General features: G+C 66.5%; 31 protein-coding genes. 14 read left to right on the top strand and 17 right to left on the bottom strand.

What is annotated here, in order from left to right; all coding sequences use genetic code 11:
* Positions 1-14: 14 nt before the first annotated feature.
* A complete protein-coding gene (locus SLQ30_RS25070) occupies positions 15-1,154 on the top strand; it encodes an NAD(P)H-binding protein (protein ID WP_319449484.1) in 1,140 nt (379 codons plus the stop codon).
* 23 nt (positions 1,155-1,177) lie between these two features.
* Entirely contained in the window at positions 1,178-1,846 is a 669-nt protein-coding gene (locus SLQ30_RS25065) for a type II CAAX endopeptidase family protein (RefSeq protein WP_319449511.1), read from the top strand.
* Here SLQ30_RS25065 and tet(V) read toward each other — a convergent pair.
* The 3 genes from tet(V) to SLQ30_RS25050 form a co-directional block, all read right to left on the bottom strand.
* Positions 1,843-3,099 carry a tetracycline efflux MFS transporter Tet(V) gene (gene tet(V) / locus SLQ30_RS25060; protein WP_319449510.1) on the bottom strand — a complete coding sequence of 419 codons (1,257 nt, stop codon included), beginning with the start codon at positions 3,097-3,099 and terminating at the stop codon, positions 1,843-1,845. The two genes, SLQ30_RS25065 and tet(V), sit on opposite strands and share 4 nt — an antisense overlap.
* A gap of 78 nt (positions 3,100-3,177) precedes the next feature.
* The gene (locus SLQ30_RS25055; RefSeq protein ID WP_319449483.1) at positions 3,178-3,531 is read right to left on the bottom strand and encodes a type II toxin-antitoxin system HicB family antitoxin; all 354 of its coding nucleotides are present in this window, start codon (positions 3,529-3,531) and stop codon (positions 3,178-3,180) included.
* A gap of 213 nt (positions 3,532-3,744) precedes the next feature.
* Positions 3,745-4,566 (bottom strand): enoyl-CoA hydratase, encoded by an 822-nt coding sequence (locus SLQ30_RS25050; protein ID WP_319449482.1) that lies wholly within the window; start codon positions 4,564-4,566, stop codon positions 3,745-3,747.
* A gap of 106 nt (positions 4,567-4,672) precedes the next feature.
* On the opposite strand from SLQ30_RS25050, the gene SLQ30_RS25045 reads away from it, so the two are divergent.
* The 3 genes from SLQ30_RS25045 (at position 4,673) to SLQ30_RS25035 (ending at position 7,570) form a co-directional block, all read left to right on the top strand.
* A complete protein-coding gene (locus SLQ30_RS25045) occupies positions 4,673-5,758 on the top strand; it encodes a CaiB/BaiF CoA-transferase family protein (RefSeq protein WP_319449481.1) in 1,086 nt (361 codons plus the stop codon).
* Positions 5,759-5,822: 64 nt separating this feature from the next.
* Positions 5,823-6,575 carry a 3-hydroxyacyl-CoA dehydrogenase gene (locus SLQ30_RS25040; RefSeq protein ID WP_319449480.1) on the top strand — a complete coding sequence of 251 codons (753 nt, stop codon included), beginning with the start codon at positions 5,823-5,825 and terminating at the stop codon, positions 6,573-6,575.
* The gene (locus tag SLQ30_RS25035; protein ID WP_319449479.1) at positions 6,572-7,570 is read left to right on the top strand and encodes a nitronate monooxygenase family protein; all 999 of its coding nucleotides are present in this window, start codon (positions 6,572-6,574) and stop codon (positions 7,568-7,570) included. Before SLQ30_RS25040 ends, SLQ30_RS25035 begins: the two co-directional genes overlap by 4 nt.
* A 199-nt stretch (positions 7,571-7,769) precedes the next feature.
* On the opposite strand, the gene SLQ30_RS25030 is transcribed toward SLQ30_RS25035, so the two are convergent.
* Both SLQ30_RS25030 and SLQ30_RS25025 read right to left on the bottom strand, forming a co-directional pair.
* Positions 7,770-7,892, bottom strand: a complete 123-nt coding sequence (locus tag SLQ30_RS25030; RefSeq protein WP_319449514.1) for a hypothetical protein — start codon at positions 7,890-7,892, stop codon at positions 7,770-7,772.
* Between the two features lie 84 nt (positions 7,893-7,976).
* On the bottom strand, positions 7,977-8,525 hold the full coding sequence (locus tag SLQ30_RS25025; RefSeq protein ID WP_319449478.1) for a DoxX family protein: 549 nt from the start codon (positions 8,523-8,525) through the stop codon (positions 7,977-7,979).
* A gap of 151 nt (positions 8,526-8,676) precedes the next feature.
* Between SLQ30_RS25025 and SLQ30_RS25020 the strand changes: the two genes are divergently transcribed.
* The 3 genes from SLQ30_RS25020 to SLQ30_RS25010 are packed head-to-tail and all read left to right on the top strand — an operon-like array spanning position 8,677 to position 12,311.
* Positions 8,677-10,995, top strand: a complete 2,319-nt coding sequence (locus SLQ30_RS25020; RefSeq protein WP_319449477.1) for an MMPL family transporter — start codon at positions 8,677-8,679, stop codon at positions 10,993-10,995.
* Position 10,996: 1 nt separating this feature from the next.
* The gene (locus SLQ30_RS25015) at positions 10,997-11,680 is read left to right on the top strand and encodes a TetR/AcrR family transcriptional regulator (protein ID WP_319449476.1); all 684 of its coding nucleotides are present in this window, start codon (positions 10,997-10,999) and stop codon (positions 11,678-11,680) included.
* The gene (locus SLQ30_RS25010; RefSeq protein ID WP_319449475.1) at positions 11,673-12,311 is read left to right on the top strand and encodes a class I SAM-dependent methyltransferase; all 639 of its coding nucleotides are present in this window, start codon (positions 11,673-11,675) and stop codon (positions 12,309-12,311) included. Before SLQ30_RS25015 ends, SLQ30_RS25010 begins: the two co-directional genes overlap by 8 nt.
* On the opposite strand, the gene SLQ30_RS25005 is transcribed toward SLQ30_RS25010, so the two are convergent.
* Positions 12,308-13,024 carry an NAD-dependent deacylase gene (locus SLQ30_RS25005; RefSeq protein WP_319449474.1) on the bottom strand — a complete coding sequence of 239 codons (717 nt, stop codon included), beginning with the start codon at positions 13,022-13,024 and terminating at the stop codon, positions 12,308-12,310. The two genes, SLQ30_RS25010 and SLQ30_RS25005, sit on opposite strands and share 4 nt — an antisense overlap.
* Positions 13,025-13,060: 36 nt before the next feature.
* On the opposite strand from SLQ30_RS25005, the gene SLQ30_RS25000 reads away from it, so the two are divergent.
* A complete protein-coding gene (locus SLQ30_RS25000; protein ID WP_319449473.1) occupies positions 13,061-13,426 on the top strand; it encodes a GntR family transcriptional regulator in 366 nt (121 codons plus the stop codon).
* Between the two features lie 4 nt (positions 13,427-13,430).
* On the opposite strand, the gene SLQ30_RS24995 is transcribed toward SLQ30_RS25000, so the two are convergent.
* Positions 13,431-13,958 (bottom strand): DUF1697 domain-containing protein, encoded by a 528-nt coding sequence (locus tag SLQ30_RS24995; RefSeq protein ID WP_319449472.1) that lies wholly within the window; start codon positions 13,956-13,958, stop codon positions 13,431-13,433.
* Positions 13,955-14,776 (bottom strand): class I SAM-dependent methyltransferase, encoded by an 822-nt coding sequence (locus SLQ30_RS24990; RefSeq protein ID WP_319449471.1) that lies wholly within the window; start codon positions 14,774-14,776, stop codon positions 13,955-13,957. The genes SLQ30_RS24995 and SLQ30_RS24990 overlap by 4 nt, the downstream gene beginning before the upstream one ends.
* A 34-nt stretch (positions 14,777-14,810) precedes the next feature.
* Here SLQ30_RS24990 and SLQ30_RS24985 point away from each other — a divergent pair, with 34 nt between their 5' ends.
* Together SLQ30_RS24985 and SLQ30_RS24980 are read left to right on the top strand one after the other, a co-directional pair.
* A complete protein-coding gene (locus SLQ30_RS24985) occupies positions 14,811-15,254 on the top strand; it encodes a PPOX class F420-dependent oxidoreductase (RefSeq protein ID WP_319449470.1) in 444 nt (147 codons plus the stop codon).
* A gap of 39 nt (positions 15,255-15,293) precedes the next feature.
* Entirely contained in the window at positions 15,294-15,464 is a 171-nt protein-coding gene (locus SLQ30_RS24980; RefSeq protein ID WP_319449469.1) for a DUF5302 domain-containing protein, read from the top strand.
* On the opposite strand, the gene SLQ30_RS24975 is transcribed toward SLQ30_RS24980, so the two are convergent.
* Genes SLQ30_RS24975 through SLQ30_RS24955 form a run of 5 tightly spaced genes read right to left on the bottom strand, consistent with a single transcriptional unit; the run spans position 15,461 to position 20,569 of the window.
* Positions 15,461-16,825, bottom strand: coding sequence for an acyltransferase (locus SLQ30_RS24975; RefSeq protein ID WP_319449468.1), 1,365 nt, complete (start codon positions 16,823-16,825; stop codon positions 15,461-15,463). The two genes, SLQ30_RS24980 and SLQ30_RS24975, sit on opposite strands and share 4 nt — an antisense overlap.
* A gap of 55 nt (positions 16,826-16,880) precedes the next feature.
* On the bottom strand, positions 16,881-17,258 hold the full coding sequence (locus SLQ30_RS24970; RefSeq protein ID WP_319449467.1) for a DUF2834 domain-containing protein: 378 nt from the start codon (positions 17,256-17,258) through the stop codon (positions 16,881-16,883).
* 50 nt (positions 17,259-17,308) lie between these two features.
* Positions 17,309-18,529, bottom strand: a complete 1,221-nt coding sequence (locus SLQ30_RS24965; RefSeq protein WP_319449466.1) for an MFS transporter — start codon at positions 18,527-18,529, stop codon at positions 17,309-17,311.
* Positions 18,530-18,569: 40 nt separating this feature from the next.
* Positions 18,570-20,213: a cation acetate symporter gene (locus SLQ30_RS24960; protein WP_319449465.1), complete on the bottom strand. Its 1,644-nt coding sequence runs from the start codon at positions 20,211-20,213 to the stop codon at positions 18,570-18,572.
* Positions 20,210-20,569, bottom strand: a complete 360-nt coding sequence (locus tag SLQ30_RS24955; protein WP_319449464.1) for a DUF485 domain-containing protein — start codon at positions 20,567-20,569, stop codon at positions 20,210-20,212. Before SLQ30_RS24955 ends, SLQ30_RS24960 begins: the two co-directional genes overlap by 4 nt.
* A gap of 91 nt (positions 20,570-20,660) precedes the next feature.
* Between SLQ30_RS24955 and SLQ30_RS24950 the strand changes: the two genes are divergently transcribed.
* Positions 20,661-21,236, top strand: coding sequence for an HhH-GPD-type base excision DNA repair protein (locus SLQ30_RS24950; protein WP_319449463.1), 576 nt, complete (start codon positions 20,661-20,663; stop codon positions 21,234-21,236).
* 79 nt (positions 21,237-21,315) lie between these two features.
* Here the strand turns inward: SLQ30_RS24950 and SLQ30_RS24945 are convergent, their stop codons facing one another.
* Entirely contained in the window at positions 21,316-21,972 is a 657-nt protein-coding gene (locus tag SLQ30_RS24945; RefSeq protein ID WP_319449509.1) for a nitroreductase family protein, read from the bottom strand.
* Positions 21,973-22,006: 34 nt separating this feature from the next.
* Between SLQ30_RS24945 and SLQ30_RS24940 the strand changes: the two genes are divergently transcribed.
* The gene (locus tag SLQ30_RS24940; RefSeq protein WP_319449462.1) at positions 22,007-22,156 is read left to right on the top strand and encodes a DUF1059 domain-containing protein; all 150 of its coding nucleotides are present in this window, start codon (positions 22,007-22,009) and stop codon (positions 22,154-22,156) included.
* A gap of 16 nt (positions 22,157-22,172) precedes the next feature.
* On the opposite strand, the gene SLQ30_RS24935 is transcribed toward SLQ30_RS24940, so the two are convergent.
* Together SLQ30_RS24935 and SLQ30_RS24930 are read right to left on the bottom strand one after the other, a co-directional pair.
* Positions 22,173-23,159, bottom strand: coding sequence for a hypothetical protein (locus SLQ30_RS24935; RefSeq protein ID WP_319449461.1), 987 nt, complete (start codon positions 23,157-23,159; stop codon positions 22,173-22,175).
* Between the two features lie 43 nt (positions 23,160-23,202).
* Positions 23,203-23,829 (bottom strand): hypothetical protein, encoded by a 627-nt coding sequence (locus SLQ30_RS24930; protein WP_319449460.1) that lies wholly within the window; start codon positions 23,827-23,829, stop codon positions 23,203-23,205.
* A gap of 222 nt (positions 23,830-24,051) precedes the next feature.
* Here SLQ30_RS24930 and SLQ30_RS24925 point away from each other — a divergent pair, with 222 nt between their 5' ends.
* Positions 24,052-25,212: a mannosyltransferase gene (locus tag SLQ30_RS24925; RefSeq protein ID WP_319449459.1), complete on the top strand. Its 1,161-nt coding sequence runs from the start codon at positions 24,052-24,054 to the stop codon at positions 25,210-25,212.
* Here the strand turns inward: SLQ30_RS24925 and SLQ30_RS24920 are convergent.
* Positions 25,154-25,441 (bottom strand): 4a-hydroxytetrahydrobiopterin dehydratase, encoded by a 288-nt coding sequence (locus SLQ30_RS24920; RefSeq protein ID WP_319449458.1) that lies wholly within the window; start codon positions 25,439-25,441, stop codon positions 25,154-25,156. The two genes, SLQ30_RS24925 and SLQ30_RS24920, sit on opposite strands and share 59 nt — an antisense overlap.
* Positions 25,442-25,450: the final 9 nt, after the last annotated feature.

Genomic DNA, 25,450 nt, shown 5'->3' with positions numbered 1-25,450 from the left:
CTACCGTGAACAACATGCGGATCCTCGTGATGGGTGCGACCGGCTATGTGGGTTCGCGCCTCGTCGGCTCGCTCTTGAGCGAGGGTCACGAGGTCGTCGTCGCGAGCCGCGACGTCGGGCGGCTCGCCGAATTCGGCTGGTTCGACGACGTGACGCCGGTGTACCTCGACGCCGCCGACGCGGAGAGCGCGGCTAGCGCGCTCGCCGTCACGGGCCCAATCGACGTCGCGTACTACCTGGTCCACGGCATCGGCCAGCCCGGTTACCGCGATGCTGACAACGACGGCGCGGCGAACGTGGCGGTCGCGGCCAGGGACGCGGGCGTCCAGCGGATCGTCTATCTCGGTGGCTTCGTGCCGGACGTCGGCGAGTTATCCGAACACCTCACCGGCCGGGCCGAGGTCGCAGGCGCCCTGACCGTCGACGGCGGACCCGAAGTCGTGTGGCTTGGTGCGGCGATGATCCTTGGTGCGGGATCGACGTCGTTCGAGCTGATGCGGTACATGGGCGATCGTTTCCCCGTGCTCCCCATGCCGCCGTGGGCGGACAACCCGATGGACCCCATCTCGATCCGCGACGTGCTGTACTACCTCGTCGCCGCCGCGGATCGCGACCGCGTGCCTGCGGGTGCATACGACATTCACGGAGCCGAGCCGACGACGTACGGCGAGCTGCTGCGGTCCTACGCACGGATCTCGGGGCAGTGGCACCACAACGTTCCGGTGCCTGACGTCGACATGTGGCTGGTGTCGCGCGTGGCCGCGATGATCGTGCCGGTACCGGGTGGCTTGACCGCGGATCTCGTTGAGTCACTTGACCATCCGATGTCGGCATCCGACGACGGGCTACGGCACATCGTGCCCGACCCGCCAGGCGGGCTGCTCGGCATCGACGAAGCGATCGCACTGTCGTTGTCCGGCGGCAGGCCGCGCCCCGTCAACGGGTTGGCCGATCCCCATCAGCTCGCCGACACCGATCCGTGTTGGGCGGGCGGCGACGTCTTGCGCCTGCGCCGGCTGGCAACGTCGGTCACGCCGTCGATCGTGAAGCCGGCACTAGGGCTGCTCCGACTGGTGCCAGGACCGGTCGCGGGCGCCGTGCGTACGAGCCTCGACGCCCTGATCGGTCTGGTGCCAGGGAACGCGACCGCATGAGCCTGCTCGCCGAAATCGGGACCATGGTCAGCACGCGCGCGGAGCACTACGACGAGCCGCGGTCGAGCGTGATCCGTCGGCGCATCGTCGTCGTGATCGTGCTCGTCGTCGGCGCGGTGCTGCTCGGCTGCTCGCTGAATCAGAAACCCGGCAACGCGTCGTTCTACTGGCTCACGCTGGCGCTGGCCGCGGTGTGGGCGCTCGGGGCGCGGGCGTCGGGTCCAATCCATTTGGGCCACCTGATGTTTCGCGCCCGGAGCCGACGTCCCGTCATCACGGGAACGGTCGTCGGATTGCTGGTGGGCGGCGCGTTCGTCGTTGGCGGACTGGTCGCCCGGGAGATCCCGCCGGTGCGCGACTACATCGTCCAAGTGCTGGAGTTCGCCAACTACGGACCCCTTGCGCTCGTCGTGTTCATCACCGTCGTCAACGGCGTTGCCGAGGAGCTGTTCTTTCGCGGGGCGTTGTACTCCGCGCTCGGAAAGCGCTATCCGGTGGTGGTTTCGACGCTCGTGTACGCCGTCGCGGTGTCGGCAGCGGGCAACCCGATGCTGGGTTTCGCGGGGGTCATACTCGGCGTTATCTGCGCCTACGAGCGCCGCATGACCGGTGGAGTGCTCGCGCCCATGCTCACCCATTTCTTCTGGGGGCTGGTGTTGGTGCTCGCACTTCCACCGATCTTTGGCGTCTAATCCAACGGGTTGGCCAGCTCGTCGCGCGGCATCCGAGCCGCGATTACGGCGATGGCCGCCAACAGCACCGGCACGATGCCTGCCACCAGGAAGATCAGTTCCATCGACACCACCTTCGACAACGGTCCGACGATGGCGAACGAAAGCGGCATGAACGCCAGCGAGACGAAGAAGTCCAGGCTCGACACCCGGCCCAACAGTTCCGAAGGCACCCGACGCTGCAACAGCGTGCCCCAGATGACGCCTGCCGCTCCATCGGTGACGCCGATGACGAACGTGGCCAGCGCCATCGTGGGGAACGACGACGTGATACCGACGACCACCAGCGGCGCCGACCCGAGCCCCCACATCGTCATCATCACGGTCAGATAGCGCCGGGGGAGTCGTCGCGACGAAACCGCAAGTGCCCCAAGCGCGCTGCCGACGCCGAAGCAGGCCAGTATGAAGCCGTACGACCGGGCGCCGTCGGCGAACCGGCGCTGCGCGATGAACGGCAACAGCACCTCGATCGGACCGAGCACGACGAGCACGAAGATGCTGGCGAACAACAACGTCCACAGCAGCCACGGCGTCCGAACCACGAACGAGCAGCCGTCGCGCAGATCGCGCAGCAGGTGCGGGCGATCGCGGGCGTCGTCGCGCGTCGACGCGCTGACCTCAGGACGCGTTGCTACCAACAGGATGAGGCCGACGGCGAACAACACGGCCACCACGACGGCGCCGACCGACGGCATCGTCGTCCCCACCAGGATTCCCGCCACGGCTGGGCCGATGGCCTGCTGAAGTACCGGACGCACGGTGCCCTCGACGCCGTTGGCGGCCAGTAGTTGCTCGGCGGGCAGTATCCGCGGCAGTAGCGCGCTGTATGCGGGAAAGAAGAACGCCGCCGCGATGCCGAGGGTGCCCGCGGCGACGGCCATGTGCCAGATCTTCAGTGTGCCAATCGAACCCAGTACCGCGACCGTTGACACCGCGATGACGTTGACGGTCTCGACGGCGATGATGATGCTGCGCTGGTTGAGCCGGTCGGCCGCGAGGCCGCCCACGAGCAGGAAGGCCACCAGGCCGATGCCGAGGCAGGTCGCGACCAGCGACAGCGACGCGGGGTCGTTGTCGAGCGCGATGACCTGAAGGGCCATCACGACGGACCACATGCCCTCGGCGAAGATCGAGATCGATACCGCCGCGATGAGCAGGCGGTATTCGCGGACGCGGAAGGGTGCGAGCACGCGCCATCCGCCGGCGGACCCCACCGGCTGTTCGACGTCGAATTGCGTACTCACCCATCGATGGTGGCGGACCGACCATGCGTGAGTCGAATGATTTTCCGGTCAGAAGATGTCGTCAAGTGACGGGGCTCGGCTCGCGAGCTTCTGAACCACCCAGTGATTCAGTGACACGCCCTGCTCACTCGCCTCGATGGTCAGTTTCGCGTGGAGTTGAGGCGAGGTGCGCACCACGAACTTGCCGCTGTAGCGGCGATCGCTCAGCGAGGGCGGGGCGGCAGCGCCGTCCTCCACGTATTCGGCGACGATCTCGGCGACGCTCAGCTCGACGAGTCGGATCGCTTCCTGGGCTGTCGGCGCGCGTGCGGTGTGCAAAGGAAATTCGAGGCAGCGAGCCATATAGGCATCAGTATCGGAGCACCACTCGGCGCGATAGGTGTAGTTGTTCACGATGGCCATCGTTGCGCCGCATTCCGACAGCACACCCCTGTCCGTAAAGCAGTATCGCGGGCGATACCAGCGTGTCGCGCAGGCCTGGGTATCGAAGCGCGACTGTGCATTACCGGCGTACGCAGTATCACTGGCGATACTGCATTTCGAGCGGGGGTGTGTCTCCGGCAGAGGTGACTCGTGGGACGCCTGGGACTGCGTGACGCCCCGCGCCGGCGCACGTCAGTCGTCAGAAAACGTCGGCGTACGCCGCTGCTGAAAGGCCTTGGTGCCCTCTTGGAAGTCGTCGGAAGCCAGCAGCGTCAACTGGCCTTCGGTCTCGCGTTCGAACGCGCCGTCGAGCTCGGTCAGCGTCGCTGCGTTGATGGCCTGCTTGGTCTTGCGCAACGCCACCGCAGGACCGGACTTCAGCGTCGCGATGACCTTGTCCACCTTCGCGTCGAGCTCGTCGGCCGGGTAGACGGCACTCACCAGGCCGAAGTCCAACGCGTCCGAAGCAGTGAGGCGTTCGGCCAGCAGCGCCATCCTCATCGCCCGCACCCGGCCGATGGCCGCCGCGACCAACGCCGATGCGCCACCGTCGGGCATCAGCCCAATCTTGGTGAACGCCAACAGGAAATACGCATTCTCGGAGGCCAGGATGACGTCGCAGGCCAACGCCAACGACACCCCAACGCCCGCGGCCGGACCCTGGACGACGGCGACGACGGGCTTGGGCAGCTCGACGATCGATCGGACGGCGGCATTGGCTGCGGCAAGCACGTCGGCGGGGGTGCCTGCGGCGCCCGGATTGGCATGGTCGGCTTCGCTGATGCCTGCGCCCGAGCTGAATCCGCGACCCGCCCCCGCGAGCCGAACCACCCGCACGCGTGGGTCGGCGCCCGCCCGCGTGATCGTGTCACCGATGGTGGCGAGCATCGCCGCCGTGAGCGAGTTCAGACTGTCCGGGCGGTTGAGCGTCACCGAAAGCACGCCGTCATCGAGGGACACCGTGAGATCGTCGATGCCTAGATAGGGCATGAGATCGGGCGGATTCGTTGTCATTCGCTGCCTAGGGTCAGGCGAGCCGAGGCCCGCGGTCGATCAACTTGGTTATACAAGTAAGCTATGTCGGCGGTCAACCAGGTCGACTACCGGAGGGCGTTGCAAGATGGCTGGACCACTACAGGGATTGCGTGTCGTCGAGTTGGCGGGCATCGGCCCGGGGCCACACGCAGCGATGATTCTCGGCGACCTCGGAGCCGACGTCGTACGCGTCGAGCGCCCCAGGAAGGGTCCGGGCGTACCCAGTGGGGATTCGATGCTGCGGAATCGGCGCTCGGTGGCGGCCGACCTCAAGAGCGACGAGGGTCGCGAACTGATCCTGCGCCTGCTCGCCAAGGCCGATGTGCTGATCGAGGGCTTCCGGCCCGGTGTCACCGAGCGGCTCGGGCTTGGACCTGACGACTGCGCCAAGGTCAACGGCGGGCTGATCTATGCGCGCATGACCGGCTGGGGCCAGGACGGGCCGCGGGCGCTGCAGGCCGGTCACGACATCAACTACATCTCGCTGAACGGGCTGTTGCACGCCGTCGGCCGCAAGGATGAGCGCCCGGTGCCGCCGCTGAACCTGGCAGGCGACTTCGGTGGCGGATCGATGTTCCTGCTCGTCGGCATCCTGGCCGCGCTGTGGGAGCGCCAGACTTCCGGCAAGGGCCAGGTGGTCGACGCCGCGATGGTCGACGGGTCGAGCGTGCTGATGCAGATGATGTGGAGCTTCCGCGCCACCGGAATGTGGAGCGACGTCCGCGGTACCAACATGCTCGACACCGGCGCGCCGTACTACGACACCTACGAGACGTCCGACGGAAAGTACGTGGCGGTCGGATCGATCGAGCCGCAGTTCTACGCGGAACTGCTCGCGGGGCTCGGCCTCGATCCTGCGACGTTGCCCGACCAGAACGACGTCGACGGCTGGCCAAAGCTCCGGACTGCGTTCACCGAGGCGTTCGCCGCACACGACCGCGACCACTGGGCCAAGGTGTTCAACGGCACCGATGCCTGCGTGACGCCCGTGCTGAGCTTCGCCGAGGTGGAGACGGAACCTCACATCACCGAGCGCGGGACGTTCTTCGCCAATGGCGACAACCTGGAACCGTTCCCCGCACCCCGCTTCTCGCGCAGCGCTTCGTCGACCCCGACCCCACCCGGTGTTCCCGGAGCCGACACCGAGGCCATCCTGCGCGACTGGGTATAGTCCCAACCAACCAGTCGGTTGAGAGCAGATCTCGACCGTAGATGAGTACGAAAGGAATGCATCCGTGCAGATCAAAGACGCCGTTGCCGTCGTCACCGGTGGCGCCTCCGGCCTAGGTCTGGCGACCACGAAACGCCTGCTCGACGCCGGCGCGTCCGTGGTGGTCATCGACCTACGAGAAGGTGAGGAACTGAGTCAGCTCGGCGATCGCGTGAAGTTTGCGTCCGCCGACGTGACCGACGAGGCGGCCGTTGGCCAAGCCCTCGACCTCGCTGAATCGCTTGGCCCGCTGCGCATCAACGTCAACTGCGCGGGTATCGGCAGCGCGGCCAAGACCCTCGGCAAGGACGGCCCCTTCCCGCTGGACTGGTTCACCAAGACCATCCAGGTCAACCTCATCGGCACGTTCAACGTGCTGCGCCTCGCCGCGCAGCGCATTGCGAAGAACGAGCCCATCGGCGAGGAACGCGGCGTGATCGTCAACACCGCCTCGGTCGCGGCCTTCGAAGGTCAGATCGGTCAGGCCGCGTACTCGGCCTCCAAGGGCGGCGTCGTCGGTATGACGCTGCCGATCGCGCGCGACTTGTCGCGTGAGCTCATTCGCGTCTGCACCATCGCGCCGGGACTGTTCAAGACCCCGCTGCTCGGCTCGTTGCCCGAGGAAGCGCAGAAGTCGCTCGGTGCGCAGGTGCCTCACCCGGCCCGACTCGGAAACCCCGACGAGTACGGCGCGCTCGCCGTCCACATCATCGAGAACCCGATGCTCAACGGTGAGACCATCCGGCTCGACGGCGCAATCCGGATGGCCCCGCGATGACCATCAAGACGAAGTTCACCGAAGTATTCGGGGTCGAGCACCCCATCGCTCAGGGTGGCATGCAGTGGGTGGGGCGCGCGGAACTGGTTGCGGCCGTTGCCAATGCGGGCGCGCTGGGGTTCATCACCGCGCTGACTCAGCCCACACCGGCCGACCTGGCGAACGAGATCGCCAAGACGCGTGACCTCACCGACAAGCCGTTCGGGGTGAACCTGACGATCCTGCCGTCGATCAATCCGCCGCCCTATGACGAGTACCGCCGGGTGATCGTCGACGCGGGCATCAAGATCGTCGAGACGGCCGGGTCCAACCCGGCGCCGCACCTGCCGATGTTCCACGACAACGGCATCAAGGTGCTGCACAAGTGCACCTCGGTGCGGCACGGCGTGAAGGCGCAGAGCCTCGGCGTGGACGGCATCAGCATCGACGGCTTCGAATGTGCCGGCCATCCCGGTGAGGACGACATTCCGGGTTTGGTGCTCATCCCGGCGGCCGCGGCGAAGATCGAGATCCCGATGATCGCCTCGGGCGGATTCGCCGATGCCCGCGGCCTGGTCGCCGCGCTGGCGTTGGGCGCCGACGGCATCAACATGGGCTCGCGGTTCATGTGCACCGTCGAGTCGTGCATCCATCAGAACGTCAAGGAAGCGATCGTGGCCGGCGACGAGCGCGGTACCGAGTTGATCTTCCGCAGCCTGAACAACACCGCGCGGGTCGCGAGCAACGTGGTGTCGCGTGAGGTCGTGGAGATCCTCAAGGGTGGCGGGCAGTTCGAGGACGTCAAGGACCTCGTGGCCGGGTCTCGTGGGCGCACGGTGTACGACGACGGCGACGTCGACGCGGGTATCTGGTCGGTGGGCACCGTGATGGGGTTGATCAACGACATCCCGACCGTCGGTGAACTGGTTTCGAGAATCGTGGCAGAGGCCGAGGACCTGATCACCGGTCGCCTCGGCAACATGGTCACGCCATCGCCTGTCACGGCGAAGGTCTAGTAACTCTGAGGGACGTTCAGATTGCACTCAGGGCTGTGACTCGCGTGGAGTCACAGCCCTGAGTGCATCTGCGTGGCGGTGTATCAGGCACCAAAAAAGCCGCCGACGCAACAGGTCAGCGGCTCTTGTGGCCTACGTCTAACGCGGGCAGGTCTACGGCCGAAAGGCCAGGTCAGACCATGCGCCCGAAGGCGAAGGGTCAGACTGCTTGAGCGAGGTCCGGGAACTGCTCGGACGTGTCGCCCTCAATCAGGAAGTCCCCGTGGTACAGGGCCTCGAAATCAACTTTGATGACATCTGCACTGGTGTCGTCGATCCACATGTACTGAACAGTAACCATCACCATTAAGAGTTCATTGAGTCACGATTCGGAAAATGGTGGCAATTCTTACCCGCGGGTAGTTTCCTAGCCCGTCGGCTTCGTCAGGTGTAGCGGATTGGTGCCGTTCAGCAATATCCAGGTGGCTACCGCGGCGGCAATGCCGATGATCAGCAGCCCGACACTGATCACACCGGGCCAGCGATGGCGGCCGAAGAGCTTCGCGTCCAGCGAGTAGGCGCCTGCGCCCGCGAAGAGCAGGGCCGTTGCCGCGAACGCGGTCAGGAATGGGACGTTGAACGGGTCAGCCCAAAACGCGGCGGCGGACACGTTCACCAACCAGGCGTCGATCATCGCAGCGAGCACACCCGCCGCGGCAAGCGGTGTCAGCAAACCAAGCAGCAAGAGCACCCCGCCCGCGGTCTCGGTGGCGGTGACGAGCGCTGCGGCGAACTTCGGCATGCGCCAGCCGCCGGACTCCATGAATGCCACCGTCGCGCCGAAGTCCAGCGCCTTGATGAGGCCGGCCTGAATCATCGTCACGCCGACCGCAAAGCGAAGTAGCAGCAGGCCGACATCGGTGAGGGCGTAGGCGTTGCGGGGAGTGTCGATGGTCGGCGTGTAGTCGGTGGCCATGACGACCACCTTATTCCGCTGTGAGAATGCTGGGAGTGCCTGCGCGGTGAACATTCCCGGGGTGGGCAACGTATGAACCGTGTGGGGTCCGCGTTGACGACGCTGAGTTATCGTTGATAAGTTAGCGCTGATATCTCTTGAAAGGACTCACGTGCTGCAGAAGATCGGCCTGCTGGCGATCGCCGCCCCGCGGCGCATCCTCGGCGTCGCGGCCCTGATCATGGTGGCTGCTGCGGTGTTCGGCGTCCCGGTGGCGAAGAGCCTGTCGGCGGGCGGTTTTCAGGATCCGACATCCGAATCGGCCCAGGCGACGGCACTGCTGACGGACAAGTTCGGGCAGGGTGACATGCAAATGCTGGTCACGGTCACCGCACCAGCCGGAACCACCGGAACCGCAGCCACAGCCGCCGCCATGGACATCGTCGACCACCTGAAGCGGTCGCCCCACGTCGCCAACGTGACGTCGGCCTGGACCGTGCCGCCCCAGGCCGCCACCGAACTGACCAGCAGGGATGGCAAGTCGGGCCTGATCGTCGCGGGCATCACCGGCGGTGAGAACGACGCTCAGAAGTACGCGCAGAGTTTGGCCGACGAAGTGGTGCACGATCGCGACGGAGTGACGGTCCGCGCAGGCGGTGTAGCGATGGTCTACGCGCAGATCAATGCCCAGACCCAACGCGACCTCTTGCTCATGGAATCGATCGCCATCCCGCTCAGCTTCCTGGTGCTGGTCTGGGTATTCGGCGGCCTGGTCGCGGCGGCGCTGCCGATGCTGGTCGGCGGGCTCGCCATCGTCGGGTCGATGTCGGTGCTGCGCCTCATCACGTTCACCACCGACGTCTCGATCTTCGCGCTGAACCTGTCCACGGCGATGGGCTTGGCCCTGGCCATCGACTACACGCTGCTGATCATCAGCCGATACCGCGACGAGCTCGGCGAAGGCAGACCCCGGGACAAGGCGCTGCTGCGGACCATGTCGACGGCAGGCCGCACGGTGCTGTTCTCGGCAACGACCGTGGCGCTGTCGATGGCTGCGATGCTGATCTTCCCGATGTACTTCCTGAAGTCGTTCGCCTACGCGGGCATCGCGACCGTCGCGTTCGCGGCAGCTGCGGCGGTGATCGTCACGCCCGCAGCCATCTGGTTGCTCGGTGACCGGCTGGATGCGCTCGACGTCCGTCGACTGTTCCGCCGGGTGCTCCGTCGGCCCGAGCCCGCGGTCAAGCCCGTCGAGAAGTTGTTCTGGTACCGCTCAACGAAGTTCGTGATGCGACGGGCAGTCCCCATTGGCCTGGCCGTCGTGGTACTGCTGCTGGCGTTGGGCGCACCGTTCCTGAGCGTCCGGTGGGGCTTCCCCGACGATCGAGTGCTGCCCACGTCGGCCTCGGCCCACGAAGTCGGCGACCAACTGCGCAACGACTACGTCGACAACTCCTCGACGGCGGTGAGCGTGGTGGTACCCGACGCCGCCGGACTGACACCCGCCGAGTTCGAGCGCTACTCGGTCGACCTGTCCCGAGTGCCCGACGTGTCGACGGTGTCCGGCCCGGCCGGGACGTTCATGGGGGGAGCGCAGGTAGCGCCGCCGTCGCCGAGCGGTTACGTCGCCGACGGAAGTGCCTACTTCAACGTCGGCAGTACGGCACCGCTGTTCTCCGACGCATCCGAGGCCCAGCTCGACCGGTTGCACGCGGTCAGCGCACCCGACGGTCGCACGGTCCAACTGGCCGGCATCGCACAGATCAACCGGGACAGTGTGGACGCCATCACGACACGACTGCCATGGGTGCTGGGCCTCATCGCAGTGATCACCTTCGGGTTGCTGTTCCTGTTGACCGGCAGCATCACGCTGCCGCTGAAAGCCGTTGTGCTCAACGTGTTGTCGTTGACCGCGGCATTCGGCGCGCTGGTGTGGATCTTCCAGGACGGCCACCTCAGCGCATTGGGCACCACGCCGACGGGGACGCTGGTGGCCAACATGCCGGTGTTGTTGTTCTGCATCGCCTTTGGGCTTTCGATGGATTACGAGGTGTTCCTGGTGGCCCGCATCCGGGAGTACTGGCTGTCGATGCGGACTGGTGCGGCGGCCACCCCCGCGGGGCTGCAGGCGATCAAGGCGTCACGCGCCGACAACGACGAGGCCGTCGCGCTCGGGCTCGCGCGCACCGGCCGGGTCATCACGGCCGCCGCGGTGGTGATGTCGATCTCGTTCGCGGCGCTGATCGCCGCGCAGGTGTCGTTCATGCGCATGTTCGGCGTCGGGCTCACGCTGGCGGTGCTCGTCGACGCCACCCTGGTGAGGATGATGCTGGTGCCTGCGTTCATGCACGTGATGGGTGGCTGGAATTGGTGGGCGCCAAGGCCACTGGTGCGGCTCCATCAACGCATCGGCATCAGCGAATCCGGCCCGGAAGACGCGCCCGCCTCGAATTGCGGCCGGTCGATGGCCTCAGTGACGGACACTCGATAGCGTGACGGTCCAGCCATTGCGACGCAGGCGCGCTCCGCGCGGTTCAGGTGAACAGCTTCGCGACGAGATCCTCGACGCCGCCACCGAGCTGCTGTTGGAGACCGGCCACGAGAAGTCGGTGTCGATCCGCGCGGTGTCGCAACGCGTCGGCGTCACGCCACCGTCGATCTATTTGCACTTCTCCGACAAGGACACTCTGCTGGATGCGGTGTGCGCCAGGTATTTCGAACGTCTCGACGAGGTGATGCAGGCCGTCGTCGAGGATCAGCCGACGACCATCGACCGACTGTGGGCGCAGGGCATGGCCTATGTGCGCTTCGGGCTGCAGACACCCGAGTTGTATCGCATCGCCACCATGGGGGAGTCCAGGCCGGGTAGCGACATCGACCTGACCTTGAACACCGCGGCGTTCATGCACCTCGTCGGTTCGGTGCAGGCGCTCATGGCCGAGGGCGTCTACCCCGATGGCGATGCGACCGTCGCGGCGCTCGAACTGTTGACCGTCGCGCACGGCATCGTGGCGTTGATGATCTCGCGGCCGTATCTGCCCTTCGGTGAGGTTGAGGACTTCGCCGATCGGGTGTTGCGCGCTGCGTGTTGCGGCCGCATCGCGATGGGTGTGATGGGCGCGGATACCCCTCCGGCGGAGGCCATCGCCAGGATGAAAGGACTCGCCGGTGAGTGACGCCGACGCTGTAGACAATCCGTTCTTCGCGCGGCTGTGGACGAGGCTGTCCGCACGGGAAACGGAGCAAATCCGGAAGCTGCGGCGGGAGAACCTGGTCGGACTGACCGGGCGCGTGCTGGAAGTCGGCGCGGGCACGGGCACCAACTTCGAGTTCTACCCCTCGACGGTCAGTGAGGTCGTCGCCATCGAGCCGGAACGCAGACTCGCCGTCATCGCGCGGAAAGCGGCCGAGCGTGCGGCGGTGCCGGTCACGGTCAGCACCGACACCGTCGAGCAGTTCGATGCGGGAGGGCGGTTCGACGCCGTGGTGTGCTCGCTGGTGCTGTGTTCGGTGGACGACCCCGATGACGTGCTGCGGCAACTCTTCTCGGTGCTGACGCCGGGTGGCGAGCTGCGTTACCTGGAACACGTCGCGAGCACCGGGATGCGCGCCGGGCTACAGCGGCTGGCCGACGCGACGGTGTGGCCGCGGTTGTTGGGTAACTGTCACACCCATCGTGACACCGAGCGGTCCATCGCCGCCGCCGGGTTCGAGGTGCGCGACGCCAGGCGCGAGTGGATGCTCCCGGCGTGGGTGCCGGTGCCCGTCGGCGAGACGGCGATCGGACGGGCGGTCCGACCGGCTTAGCCGAGCAACGCCGGTAGTCGTTGGAGCAGGCCCGGCAGGGCGGTCGCGGACGTTTCCCGCAGCGAGATCGTCGCTCTGTGCGACAGGGCCGTCTCTTCGGGATTGACCTCGATGACGGGGATGCCCTCGGACAAAGCCAACTCGGGCAGGCTGGCCGCCGGGTACACGACGGCCGACGTGCCGACGACGATCGCCACGTCGGCCCCCGCCACCGCGGCCATGGAGCGCTCCCAGGCCTCCGTCGGCAGTGACTCGCCGAACCACACGACGTCGGGGCGGATCAATCCGCCGCACGCGGGGCACGCAGGCGGCTGCACTGCCTCGACCGGTTCCGGCATGGCGGGGAGTACCCCGTCGTAAGTGGATTGGCAACGGTCACAACGGAAGTGGAACAGGCTACCGTGCAGGTGGTAAGCCTGCGTGCTACCTGCCCGCTCGTGGAGGTCGTCGACGTTCTGGGTCACCACGTGCACGTCGGCGTAGTCCTGCCAGGCGGCCACCGCCCGGTGTCCGTCGTTGGGTTTGACGGCTTTCATCATGTAGTGCCGCCACAGATACCACGCGAAGACCTTCTCGGGATGTCGGTGCCAGCCGTCCGAGCTGGAGATCTCGTACGGGTCCACCTTGGCCCACAGACCCGTCTCGACGTCTCGGAAAGTCGGGACGCCACTCTCGGCCGACATCCCGGCGCCGCTGAGCACCGTCACTTGCACATCCCCAAACTAGCGGGTTTCGGTGATACTAGGCAGGTGGTGAAGCCGGGCGACTGGGTCAGGATCGAGCAGGAGGCGTCCAGGCCGCTGTTCGACCAGTTGCGGACCCAGCTCATCGAGGGAATCAGGGACGGCCGGTTGCCGCCGGGCACCCGCCTGCCGACGGTCCGTGAGTTGGCTGGCGAACTCTCCATGGCGGTCAACACCGTGGCGCGGGCCTACCGTGAACTCGAGAGCGCCGGTGTCGTCGAAACGCGGGGCCGCTTCGGCACTTTCGTGGCCAGGGCCGACCCAGCGGATGCCGCGATGGCCACCGCTGCGCACGCCTACGTGACAGCCGCCAAGGCGCTCGGCGTGGCCAAGGCCGACGCACTGAGTTACATCGACGCGGCGTTCGAATAGCTGGTCAGCCGAATCCCAGCAGCTTCTCGACGGTGCGCAGGTTGCGGGTGGTGGTCGAGGACTTGTACCGCTTCTTGCTCATCGTCTTGCCGATCGTGCTGTCGAGCGTGCCCGCCCTGGATACCTGCCAGTAGACGACGCCCTCGCCACGCTCGATCTTCTCGTCGGGCCCCGCGTCGTCGACCAGTCCCGCTAGTTCGTCGAGGACGTCGGGATCGGTGACGAACGTGACGTACGAGTGGTGGCCCTCGACCTCGCGCTCGAACGGAAATGCCTTCGAAATCGCTTGCACGGTGTCGAGCGCATAGGCCAACACCCACGCGTCGTAGCCGAACGCCTCGCGTAACGCGGCCTCTGCCGTCGTGCGCACCTTCGCCACCCCGGACCGGCTTGTCAGCAAGACGTTGCCACTGGCCAGAATCGTCTTCACGTCGGTGAACCCCGCATCGGTGAACGCCTTGGCGACGTCGGCCATCTTGATGTTCACTCCGCCGACGTTCACCCCGCGCAACAGCGCGGCGTACCGCCTCATCCGAATTCCAGCAACGTCATGCTGGGCCGGTTGCGTCGCACGAAACCGATGCGGTCCAACGGTTTCCAACCCATGAACCGCCATATTCCCCGGCCCGGTGTCAGCGGAACGTCGCGTGCGACGCGTACGCCAGGAATGGTGCCTGCCATGGCCAGCCCCTCGTCCGCGGAGAGACTGAACGGCATCGGCGGCGCGATGTAGCGGTCCGACATCTTGGCCCCCTTCAGCGTGCGCTGGCTGAAGAAGCGCGGTATCGAGTCGAACATCATCCGGCCACCCGGGAAGCGCGCCGCGCAGTCGCGGATCAGGCTGAAGACGTCGTCGGGGTCCAGGTACATCAGCAGTCCTTCGGCGGTGATGAATGCGCCATGTGAGGAATCGACGCGATCCATCCAGCTACGGTCGAGCGCGGACTGCGCCAACTCGACGATGCGGTCATCACGGGGCAGCAGGCGTCTGCGCAACTCCATCACGGGCGGCAGATCGATGGAGTACCAGGTTACTTCGTCGGCGACGCCCGCGCGCTCCAGTCGCCAGAAGCTGCTCTGCAACCCCTCGGCCAGCGCCACCACGGCGGCCTTCGGGTGCGTCGTCAGATAGTCGCGCGCCACCGCGTCGAACGCGACTGCACGGAGTGCGTGCGCCTGGTGCGGCTTGCCGAACTTCAGGTAGTCGTAGTCGATGGTGTCGAGCAGCGTGATGGCCCACGGGTCGCGGATGACGCCATCGGAGCGCTTGGCCTCGGTAGCGCGGTTGTGCAGGGTCCACAGCGTCGTCGCGGAGACGCCTTCCAGCGTGTTGCCATCGATCGCGGTCATGACGCCCATGGTAGGGAGGCCGTACGCTGGCAACATGACCCGTCAGGTGCTCGACGACAAGTTGTTGGCCTTGATCAGCGGCAACTCGCTGGGGGTGCTCGCCACCATCAAACGCGACGGTCGGCCGCAGCTGTCGAATGTGTCGTATCACTTCGACGCGCGCAACGTGGCCGTCGAAGTATCGGTTACCGAGCCGCGCGCCAAGACCCGCAACCTGCGTCGCGACGCGCGGGCGTCGATCTACGTGAGGTCGGACGACGGCTGGGCCTACGCGGTCGCGGAAGGCGACGCCATCCTGACTCCACCGGCGGCCAGTCCGCACGACGACACCGTCGAGGCACTGATTGCGTTGTACCGCAACATCGCCGGTGAGCACCCGGACTGGGACGAATATCGCCGGGCCATGGTGGAAGACCGCCGGGTGGTGTTGACCCTGCCCATCAGCCACGTGTACGGACTGCCACCGGGCGTGCGGTAACAGCGACTCAACTCCTGGTGGCGCGCTACCGTATGCGTCATGGCCGAAGAACCCGAGGACGAGAACAAGCGCAAGTTCCGCGAAGCGCTGGAGAAAAAGAAGGCCACCGCCGGCGGCGGCACCGCGCACAAGGATGGTGGACGCAAGCACGGTCCGCGCTCGACGGGTCCCGCAGAGGCGCACCGCGAGTTCCGCCGCAAGAGCGGCTAGTTGCGGCTTGCGAGCGCAGCTGCTGGCGCCGATGCGTCCGAAGCAGCCAGCGCTCGTGCCGCGACGAGGCCGGTCACGATGATCGCGAGGCACCACCACCCCTCGTCCTTGAGCCCCCATGCGCAAGAGGCCAGCGTCGCTGCGCCTGCAACGCAGAGGAGCACGCCGACTGCGGCGCTGCGTGGGCCGGGTCCAGCGACGTAACCGCCATCCCACAGCGGCAGCGGGTTGTTCTCGAGCGGACGAAGCGCCACGAACGTGACCGCCACCAGTACGGCCATGATCGCGAACTGGACGACGGCGAGTACGACGAGGTGTGGCTGACCGGGGTAGCGCGCCAAGCCGAAATGGTCGAACACCAGATGCATGCCGAGCAGCACCGGCATGTGCCACAGGTACAGCGTCATCGCACCGGAATTGCCGATCACCGCAAGGCGCCACACGCGCGGCCGGCCCGCCCAGCGGGCGATCGCGGGCGCAGCGCCAATCGCAAACGCGCACAGCATGATTGCGTGACCAGCGAGCAGTAGCGACGGCGGAGTCATGTTGCGCAGTCCATCTGCGTCGATGCCGACCAAACTCAGTTGGTAGGGCCCGAACACGTACAGCGCGATGTTCACCCCCACCATCGAGACGCCAAGGCGCAGCGCCGCCCGGGGGTCGAGTAGCCCACGTCGGTAGGCCACGCCGAACATGCCGGGGATGAGCCACGCCGCGAAGTTGACGTAGGACAGCGCAGTCCATCCAGGGTCGGTGACGCGAAGGTAGTCGACGACGGCGACGATGACGTACGTCGCGCCGACGGCCGTCATCAGCCGTGGCAGCGAGGTGATGCGGGTCAGCAGGGGCACTGTGGCCAGCACCAAGACGTACGCCCCCAAGAACCAGAGCAGTTGAATGGAGATGCCCGCGACCGGCTCGTAGACGTGCTGGGGCAGCATCAGCTTCAATCCGGCCAGCGCGACGACCCAGAACCCCAGGTAGTAGAGCACCGGACGGTACAGCCGCGTGCACCGCTTCAACAACCAGCCGCCCCAACTCTGACCGCCGCTGATTCCCCGGTCGCTTCGCTCCTGCCCGCCGCCAACATACGAATTGACCGACGCCGCCACCCCGGCGAAGAAGAACAGCGGCATGATCTGGAACACCCACGTCAGGGCCTGAAAGACGACCGAGGTGGTGAGCAGGTTGCCCCAGCGGAAAACACCGTCGTCGATGATGCTGGTCGCCATGATGGTGTGTCCGGCGACGACGCCGACCAAGGCCACGATGCGGATGACATCGATCGCCCGGTCCCGGTCCGGTGGCGTGTTCGCTTCAATGTCGGCGGCGGTGGGGAAGCGCCGCGCTGTTTTCGTCATGGGCCGAATCTAAGCCCGCATGCCGTAGGTAGAAGCACTCAAATTCGGCCCGCGATCAGGCGGTGCTGTGCCCGTCAGGAGTGGTGGCGAGCCGGAGTTGCCGGGCAAGGAGAAACAGCGGGAACGTGACGCTGATGGCGATGAGAAAGCCGAAGACGACGTAAGCCCAGACGTAACGGACACCGACCCGTCGCGCTTCGACGAGCATCAACACGATGGCTGCCAAGCCGAGGAGGAACAGGTCGTTGGTCAGCGATGAGGTGGCGTAATTGGTGTAACCCGCTGCGAAGAAACCGATCAGCCCCCCGTTGTCCTCGCTCTGGAAGTACGCAATGTTGTTTGCCCATGTGGCGACCAGCGCCACCACGGCGATGCCGGCGTAGATGCCGCAGAGCAGCTTGTCGTGCCCCGATAACTTCGATAACGATGTCATCGGCAGATTGTGCGCTTCGATCGGTCAGGAATCCAGGGTCTTTCCCTGCATTAAGCATTACTGCCCGCGGAGACCCGCTCGCGCCGGTTTCCAGCCTCCTGCACCAGGATTGCGGCGAGGCACACCACCGCGAGCACCGCGATCGCGACGGCGAAGCTGACTCCGGCGGTGCGCAATCCCCAGTGCTGGGCGGCCAACCCCTCGCCGACGACGGGCAGTGAGATCGCCACGTAGGCCACCACGAAGTAGGTGGAGCTGACCTCGGCCCGGCGGTCGGCAGGCGTGAGTTCGACGACGGCAGCCAGTCCGCGGCTGAAGCTGATGCCCTGCCCGACGCCTGCCACGACCGCTGCAGCGATCAGGCCGGGCAAGGACGAAACATGCAGTGCGACAGCGAGCATCACCATCCCGACCGCGAGGATTGCCGAACCCACGGCCACTGCCCGAGCCGGTGCGATGCGTCGTGCCCACAGCTGCGAGAGCGCCGATGCCGCGAAGATGGAACTCGCCATCGCGCCTGCCACCGCGTGGTTGGAAATGCCGATGACGCCGGAGACGAACGACGGTGCCACGGCGCTGAAGAGCCCCATCACCGCGAAGCCGGCGAACGCCGCCGTCGCCGCCGTCATGAAAACCGGCCGCACCTCGGCAGGCACCGACAGCCGCTGTAGCCCAATCCTTCCGGTGCGCGCCGACGTCTCGGGGGCGATCAGCACCGCGGCCACGGCCAGCACCACCAGCACGATGTGCACGACGAAGGACAGCTGCAGCGGATACGGCGCGTATTGCACCAGAATCCCGGCCAGCAGGGGACCGAGGCCGAGCCCGCCAACGTTGGCGATGGTCGCCATCACTGCGGCCCGGTCGCGCCGTTGCGGCGGCGCGGCCTCGACGACCGCCGCCGTCGCGGTACCCGTGAAGATGCCCGCCGAGAACCCGGAGAGCAGACGGGCGACCAGCAGCAGCGGAACCTCGTCGGCGAGTAGGAAGACCAACGCGCTGGCCAATGCGAACACCGCGCCGGCCAACAGCACGGGCCGTCGGCCCACGGCGTCGGACCATCTGCCGAAGGCCAGCAACGCGGTGAGCACCCCGATCGCATAGCTCGCGAAGACCACCGTCGTCGTCAGCACGGCGAAGTGCATGCGCTCGGCGTACAGCGCGTACATCGGCGTGGGAAGGGTGGTACCCACCATGATCGCGGCGAACGCGTAGGTCAGGAGCGCCGACCCGTACGTGCGGCGACGGGCAGCAACTGGAGTCTCCGGCATGCTCCTAGCCAACACTGCTCGTGGCGACTTGCATCCCGGCCTAGTGGTCGACGGCCTTCTCGGCCCCGATCCCGGTGAGCGAGCGCACCTCCATCTCGGCGTTGCGGGCTGCGTCGCCGCGATCCTTGGGGGTCGTCAGGGTGCCGATGATGCCGAGCGCGAACGCCAGCGGAATGGACACGATGCCGGGGTTGGCCAACGGGAACCAGGCGAAGTCGGCCCCGGGGATCATCGCGGTCTTGGCACCCGACACCGCAGGGGAGAAGACGATCAGCACGATGGTCGAGATCAGCCCGCCGTACATGCTCCACAATGCGCCACGGGTGTTGAACCGCGCCCAGTACAGCGAGTAGATGATCGTCGGCAGGTTGGCGGCCGCGGCGACGGCGAATGCCAGCGCGACGAGAAACGCGACGTTCTGACCGTTGGCGAGGATGCCCAGCCCGATCGCCACCAGGCCGAGCACCACCGCGGTGATGCGGGACACCCGGACCTGTTCGGCTTCGGTGACCTTTCCGGACTTGATCACGCTGGCGTAGATGTCGTGCGCGAAGGACGCCGACGCCGTGATGGTCAGTCCGGCTACCACCGCGAGGATGGTCGCGAAGGCCACCGCGGAGATCACGCCGAGCAGGATCACCCCGCCGAGTTCGAACGCCAGCAGGGGCGCCGCGGAGTTCACTCCACCTGCCGCCTTCAGGATCTTGTCGGGGCCGACCAATGCGGCTGCGCCGTAACCCAACACCAGAGTGAACAGGTAGAAGGCGCCGATCAGTGCGATCGCCCAGACCACCGAGCGGCGGGCCTCCTTCGCGGTCGGCACGGTGTAGAACCGCATCAGCACGTGCGGCAGCCCCGCCGTGCCGAGCACCAGGGCCAGCGCGAGCGACACGAAGTTGAGCTGCGACGTCAGCGAGCCGCCGTACTGCGCGCCCGGTGCCAGCACGTCGCGCTTCGCGACGCCTTCGGTGGTCGCACCCGAGATCGCCGACTGGGCGGAGCCCAGAATGTCGGACAAGTTGACGCCGAACTTCACCAGCACCATGACCGTCATCAGGGCGGCGCCCGTGATCAGCAGCACCGCCTTGATGATCTGGACCCAGGTGGTGCCCTTCATGCCGCCGACGAGCACGTAGACGATCATGAGCAGGCCGACGACCGCGATCACGACGCCCTGCCAGAACTTGTCGTTCACGTCGAGCAGCAGGGCGACCAACCCGCCGGCGCCTGCCATCTGCGCGAGCAGGTAGAACAGCGACACGGTAAGCGTCGACGTCGCGGCTGCGAGCCGCACGGGCCGTTGCTTCAACCGGAAGCTCAGCACGTCGGCCATGGTGAATCGTCCTGTGTTGCGCAGCAATTCGGCCACCAGAAGAAGGGCGACCAACCAGGCGACGAGGAATCCGATGGAGTAGAGGAAGCCGTCGTAGCCGTATACCGCGATGGCCCCCGCAATGCCGAGGAAGCTGGCGGCGGACAGGTAGTCGCCTGCGATGGCGATACCGTTCTGTGGCCCGGAGAAGCCACGTCCGCCCGTGAAGAACTGATCGGCGCTTCGGTTGTTGCCGCTGGCGCGGATCACCACGGCCAACGTGACGAGGACGAACACCGCGAAGATGGCGATGTTCGCGAGCGGATTTCCGACCGTCGATGCGGCTGCGACGTAGTTCAGTTCTGGGTTCACTTCGAAACCTCCAGTTCGGTTTCGACGCGTTCCCGGATCGCGGCGGCGCGCGGGTCCAACTCGCGATTGGCGAATCGGACGTAGAGCCCGGTGATGAGAAAGGTGGTGAGGAACTGGCCGAGCCCGATCAACAGGCCGACGTTGACGTGCCCGAAAACCGGAGTGGCCATAAAGTCGTGCGCGAACGCACCGAGCACCACGTAGATGCCGTACCAGACGAGGAAGAAGGCGGTCATCGGAAACACGAAGCGCCGCAGTCGTGTTCGTAGCTCCTGGAAGTCGGGGCTGGCCTGGGTGGCCAGGTAGATCGCCTCGGTGGCCTCGGCGGCCTCTGGTGGTGTGGTCGGTTCGGGCACGCGGCTCCTGAGCTCGATGTGCAGTTGTGTCGGTCTCACAGCATAGTGAGAGCTGAGTCACAGGTATGGGCGTTCGCACTAGACTGGCCGAATGGCCAGGCTCCAGCTCGTTCAAGATCAGGCGGCCGATGCGCTGCTCGAGTCGAATCCCTTTGCGCTACTTGTCGGCATGATGCTGGATCAGCAAATACCGATGGAGGTCGCATTCGCCGGGCCCAAGAAGCTCGCCGATCGCCTTGGCGCACTCGAACCCGACCTGATCGCCGGATACGACCCGGACGCCTTCATCGCACTGTGTTCGGAACGCCCTGCCGTGCACCGGTTTCCAGGGTCGATGGGCAAACGACTGCAAACCCTGGCGCAGGCGATCGTCGACGACTACGCAGGCAACGCCGCCGCGATCTGGACCGTCGGCGATCCCGATGGACCCGAACTGTTGCGGCGGGTCAAGGCGCTACCTGGCTTCGGCGAGCAGAAGGCGAAGATCTTCGTCGCACTGCTCGGCAAGCAGTACGGGGTGACGCCTCAGGGCTGGCGGGCGGCCGCAGGCGACTATGGCAAGGCAGGCACCCACATGTCGGTGGCCGACGTCGTCGACAGTGGGTCGTTGGAGAAGGTGCGGTCGTTCAAGAAGCAGGCGAAGGCAGCGGCGAAGGCCAAGGCCTGAGCCCCGCTTTGGCGCGAGCGCGCGTGTTGGTACGCGACACGCCGCTGGAATTCGGCACTTTGCGCGCGCTCGACGGGCGCTAGAACGCGGACCCGTCGAACGTTTCTTGGGTAACGAAGTCCCGCACCAGCTTTCGCTTCAGCTTGGTGGGTTGGTGAACGGGCTTGCCCAGCGGCATTACGGATGCGACGGCGTACTGTTCGGGAATGCCCAACAGGGTCCGTACCGCCGGTTCCTGAGCGACGGCCATCGTCGTCGGCACGCCACCGAACCCCTCGTTGCGCGCGGCCAGCAGCACGTTCCATACGAATGGGTAGACCGAGGCTCCGCTGATCACACCGACGCGGTCCAGGTCCTGGTCCGTGGCAGCCACCACGCCGAGATCGAGACAGACGACGAGCAGTACCTGGGCGCCGAGCAACGATGCCACCATGGGGCTCCCATCCGTTGCCGACACCGTCGCGTCATCGACACCGCGCGCGTGCAACGGATTCCACGGCGACTCCCCGTTGGCCGACTGGGCGAGGTAGCGCTTGGAGCCCGGGAGGCTCAACTCGACCAGTTCCTGGCGGGTGCTCGGATCGCGCACCACGATCACTCGGACACCCTGGCGGTTGCCGCCACTCGGTGCGAACCTCGCATTGTCCAGAATCCGTTCGAGCACGTCGTCGGGCAAGGGAGCGTCGGTGAACTGTCTGACTGCACCCGTCGTACGCATTGCGTCGTATAGCTCCATACCCGTCATCATGCTGGTGTGGGATCGTGGAGACATGGCGAAGACACATCTGAACTGCCCCTGCGGTGAGGCGATCACCGGGGCTGACGAGAACGATTTGGTCGAGAAGGCTCAGGCGCACCTGGCGGAGTCCCATCCCGGCCGTGAATACGACCGGGACATGATCCTGTTCATGGCCTACTAGGCGCCGAGGTCGGGCGTCAGGCAGTGACTTCGGGAACCACCGTCGAACCGATGGTGGGCATGAACTGGCACTGCTTGTCGGTGGTCGTGACCTGACCGAAGATCGTCGACATGATGCTGCCCGCACCGGTGTCGGCGATGGCGGTCAATGTCGTCGGCCCCGCCGGGTTGATGTCGGACTGCGGCTTGAGCGTCGCGGTGCCCGACTTGCCCGTCGTCAGGTTGACCCAGGTCACGTTCAGCGGCAGCTTCTGCACGTCCGCAGGGCCAGGCGTGCCGATCGCGGTGAACACGTACGCCGTCTGTCCGGGACCGGGTCCCGGGGAGGGGATCTTCGCCGGCCCCGCGACCGAGATCGCGGTCGCCAGCACGTTTCCGCCGTCCGTCAGGCATCCGTTGCTGATCGATGGGTACATGAAGTCCTGTGTCACAGGTGAATCCGGGCCGAACCCGGGTGCAGGCCCTGGCGCGGGCGCCGCGTCGGGAGCGGGTGCGGGAGCGGCGTCGGGCGCGGGGACCGCATCCGGTGCTGGTGCCGGGGCGGCCTCAGGGGCGGGCGCGGGGGCGGCCTCGGGTGCGACGGCCTGCGCGGCCTGAGGGACCGCATCCGGTGCCGGACCCGCCGCGTGTGCCGGGTTGATGCCCATGGGGAGGTGGGCCTCGGTGCCCGGCACCGCCCCAATCGCGGGTACGTGCGCGACCTGGGGATCCGCGGCAAACTGATTAACGGCGGCTGCCACGTCCCGGGAACCGGGAGGGGTCGCGGAGTTACCCGCGAATGCGGCCGCCGCAGCCATCAACATCGACGCCGCGTTCGTCGGGTCGGCCGCTGCCTGTTGAATCGCCGGACTCAGCGATTGCATGGCGGGCAATCCCGGCGCCTGCAGCCCACTGATCGGCAAGGGCAGCGGCGGCGCCGGTTCGGCCGCAGCGACCGGCGAACCTCCGAGCATCAGGCCTGCTGTCGCGCTCAAGGCGACCAGCAGCGTCTTCGTCGATGACATGACTCTCCCCACAGTGATGGTTTTGCGGTCGGTTAGGCGTGGGTCACGGCAGTCCGGAGATCAACCCGCTCAAACCGTTCGCGGACAGGGCCGGCGCTGCGGCTGGTGCAGTCGCGGCCAACGGCGCGACCGCGGTCGCGACGGGTACGGCCGGAGCCGCGGCCACGGCGGGCGTTGGCGCCTTCGGCAACAGACTGGCCAACGGGCTACCGGCCGGCATCAGCGAGGCCAGGTCGCCGGGGAAGTTGACCGATTGCGGCAGCGGGAGAGCTCCCGGCACCTGGGGAAGCGACACCTCGGCCGAGGGAATCAAGCCCTGTGCCGGTGCGGGTGCCGCGGCGGCGACGGGTGCGGCCGCAGTCAGCGGAGCGGCCAGTGGCGCGGCCGCGGCCAACGGAGCCGCAGGTGCGGCAGCCGCCTGGGGCAGCGTGACGGAGGCCGTCGCCGCGGGCGCAGCGGCAGGCGCAGCCGCAGCCGGAGCCACGGCGGTCGCGGGTGAACCGAACGCCGAAGCCAAGCCCTGCAGCAACATCGGCGCGTTGGCGGGCGACAGCGAGCTCAGGAACGGCATGTTGGGCAGGCCGGGCACTACCGGCGCAGGCGCGGGGTCAGCGGAAGCCGTCGAACTGAACAGCAGCGCGCCCGGCAGCGCGCAAGCGGCCGCGATCATGCTGGTAGCGAAGATTCTTCTGGCGAGAGGCATGGTTTTCCAATCAGTCGGAGGCACGTCCGGGAGCGACGCTACGTAGTTACTGGTGGTACTCAAGTGACACGTGTGGCGTTTATGGAACCGTGACGGATCGGACGGCATACGGTTACCGATCGCTAGAGTCAGGGGATAGCTACGCCTGCGCTACGCCCCAGCGAGTCGCCGCCGCATAGGTGGGCGGCCGTGGCGCCCTACCTGCTGCTGCTCAGCGTCGCGCTGCGGTTGGCGCTCACCTACCTGGGGCCCAACGGCACCAACTTCATCGACCTTCACGTGTACGTCGACGGCGCCGCGGCGATCGACAGCGGCCGACTTTATGACTTCGTCTATCACGCGCCGGTGCCGCCGATACCGCTGCAGTTCACGTACCCGCCGTTTGCCGCGCTGGTCTTCTACCCGCTGCACTTCCTGCCCTTCGCGCTGGTCGGATTCTTGTGGCAGCTCGGCATCGTGGCGACGCTCTACGGTTGCGCCGCGGTCACGCTCAAACTGCTCGGGCGCTTCGACCGGCGCTCGGCCATGACGTGGACGGCGCTGGCGATCTGGTTCGAGCCGATGCGCCACGTCTTCGAACTGGGCCAGATCAGCGCCTTGCTCGTGCTGGCCGTGCTGTGGGCCTGCTACAGCAGTCGGCCCTGGGTCTCCGGCCTGTTGGTCGGCGTGGCGGCAGGCATCAAGCTCACCCCTGCGGTCTCGGGGTTGTACTTCCTCGGCGCGCGCCGGTGGGGTGCGGTGGCAGCCTCGGCGGTCGTGTTCGTCGGAACGGTCGCGTTGTCCGTGGTGGTGCTCGGCGGGCAGGGGCGCTACTACTTCACCGACCTGCTCGGCAACGCCGGACGGATAGGTCCGGTGGCATCACCGATGAACCAGTCCCTGCGCGGCATGGTTGGCTACCTGCTCGGCCATGACACGGGCTACGGTGCGCTGGTCCTGTTGGGGATCGGCGGCGCAGCCGTACTTTCCGTGTTGGCTTGGCGGGCAATCGATTCCGATGATGCCCTTGGCCGGCTTCTGGTGGTCATGCTGTTTGGCCTGCTGATCTCGCCGATCAGTTGGACCCACCACTACGGCTGGGTGCTGCCGCTCATCTTGTGGTTGGTGTACGGGCCGATGCGTGGCCGCACGCGCAATGTCGGCTGGGCATGGTTCGTGCTGGCTTACGTCAGCCCGCCGTGGATCCTGGTGTTCACCGACTCAAGGGGTTGGACGGTGAGCAGCCACTCGTACTTGGCTTGGGCCGGCTCGCTCTACGTGCTCGCGACGCTGGCGACGCTTGGCTATCTCGCTACGCTTCGGCGACGATCCGATCGAGCTGCCCGGCCATATCCAGATCCTTCTGGGTAATGCCGCCTTCGGAGTGCGTGACAAGTACGAAAGTAACTGTCCGCCAACGGATATCGATGTCAGGATGGTGATCCTGACGCTCCGCGTACTCGGCGACCCGACGTACGGCGTCGACTCCGGCGAGGAAGGCCGGAAACTTGACGGACCGCTTCAATGCTCCGTCGGTGTGCTCCCAGCCGTCGAGCGACGGCAGCGCGGCATCCACTTCTTCGTTCGATAACACGGCCATGATCGAAGG

Origin of the sequence: Mycobacterium sp. RTGN4 (assembly GCF_033804635.1) — a bacterium.
In the GTDB taxonomy this organism is placed as follows: domain Bacteria; phylum Actinomycetota; class Actinomycetes; order Mycobacteriales; family Mycobacteriaceae; genus Mycobacterium.
Note: the sequence above shows the minus strand (reverse complement) of the source record. Positions and strands in the feature narration are given on the sequence as shown.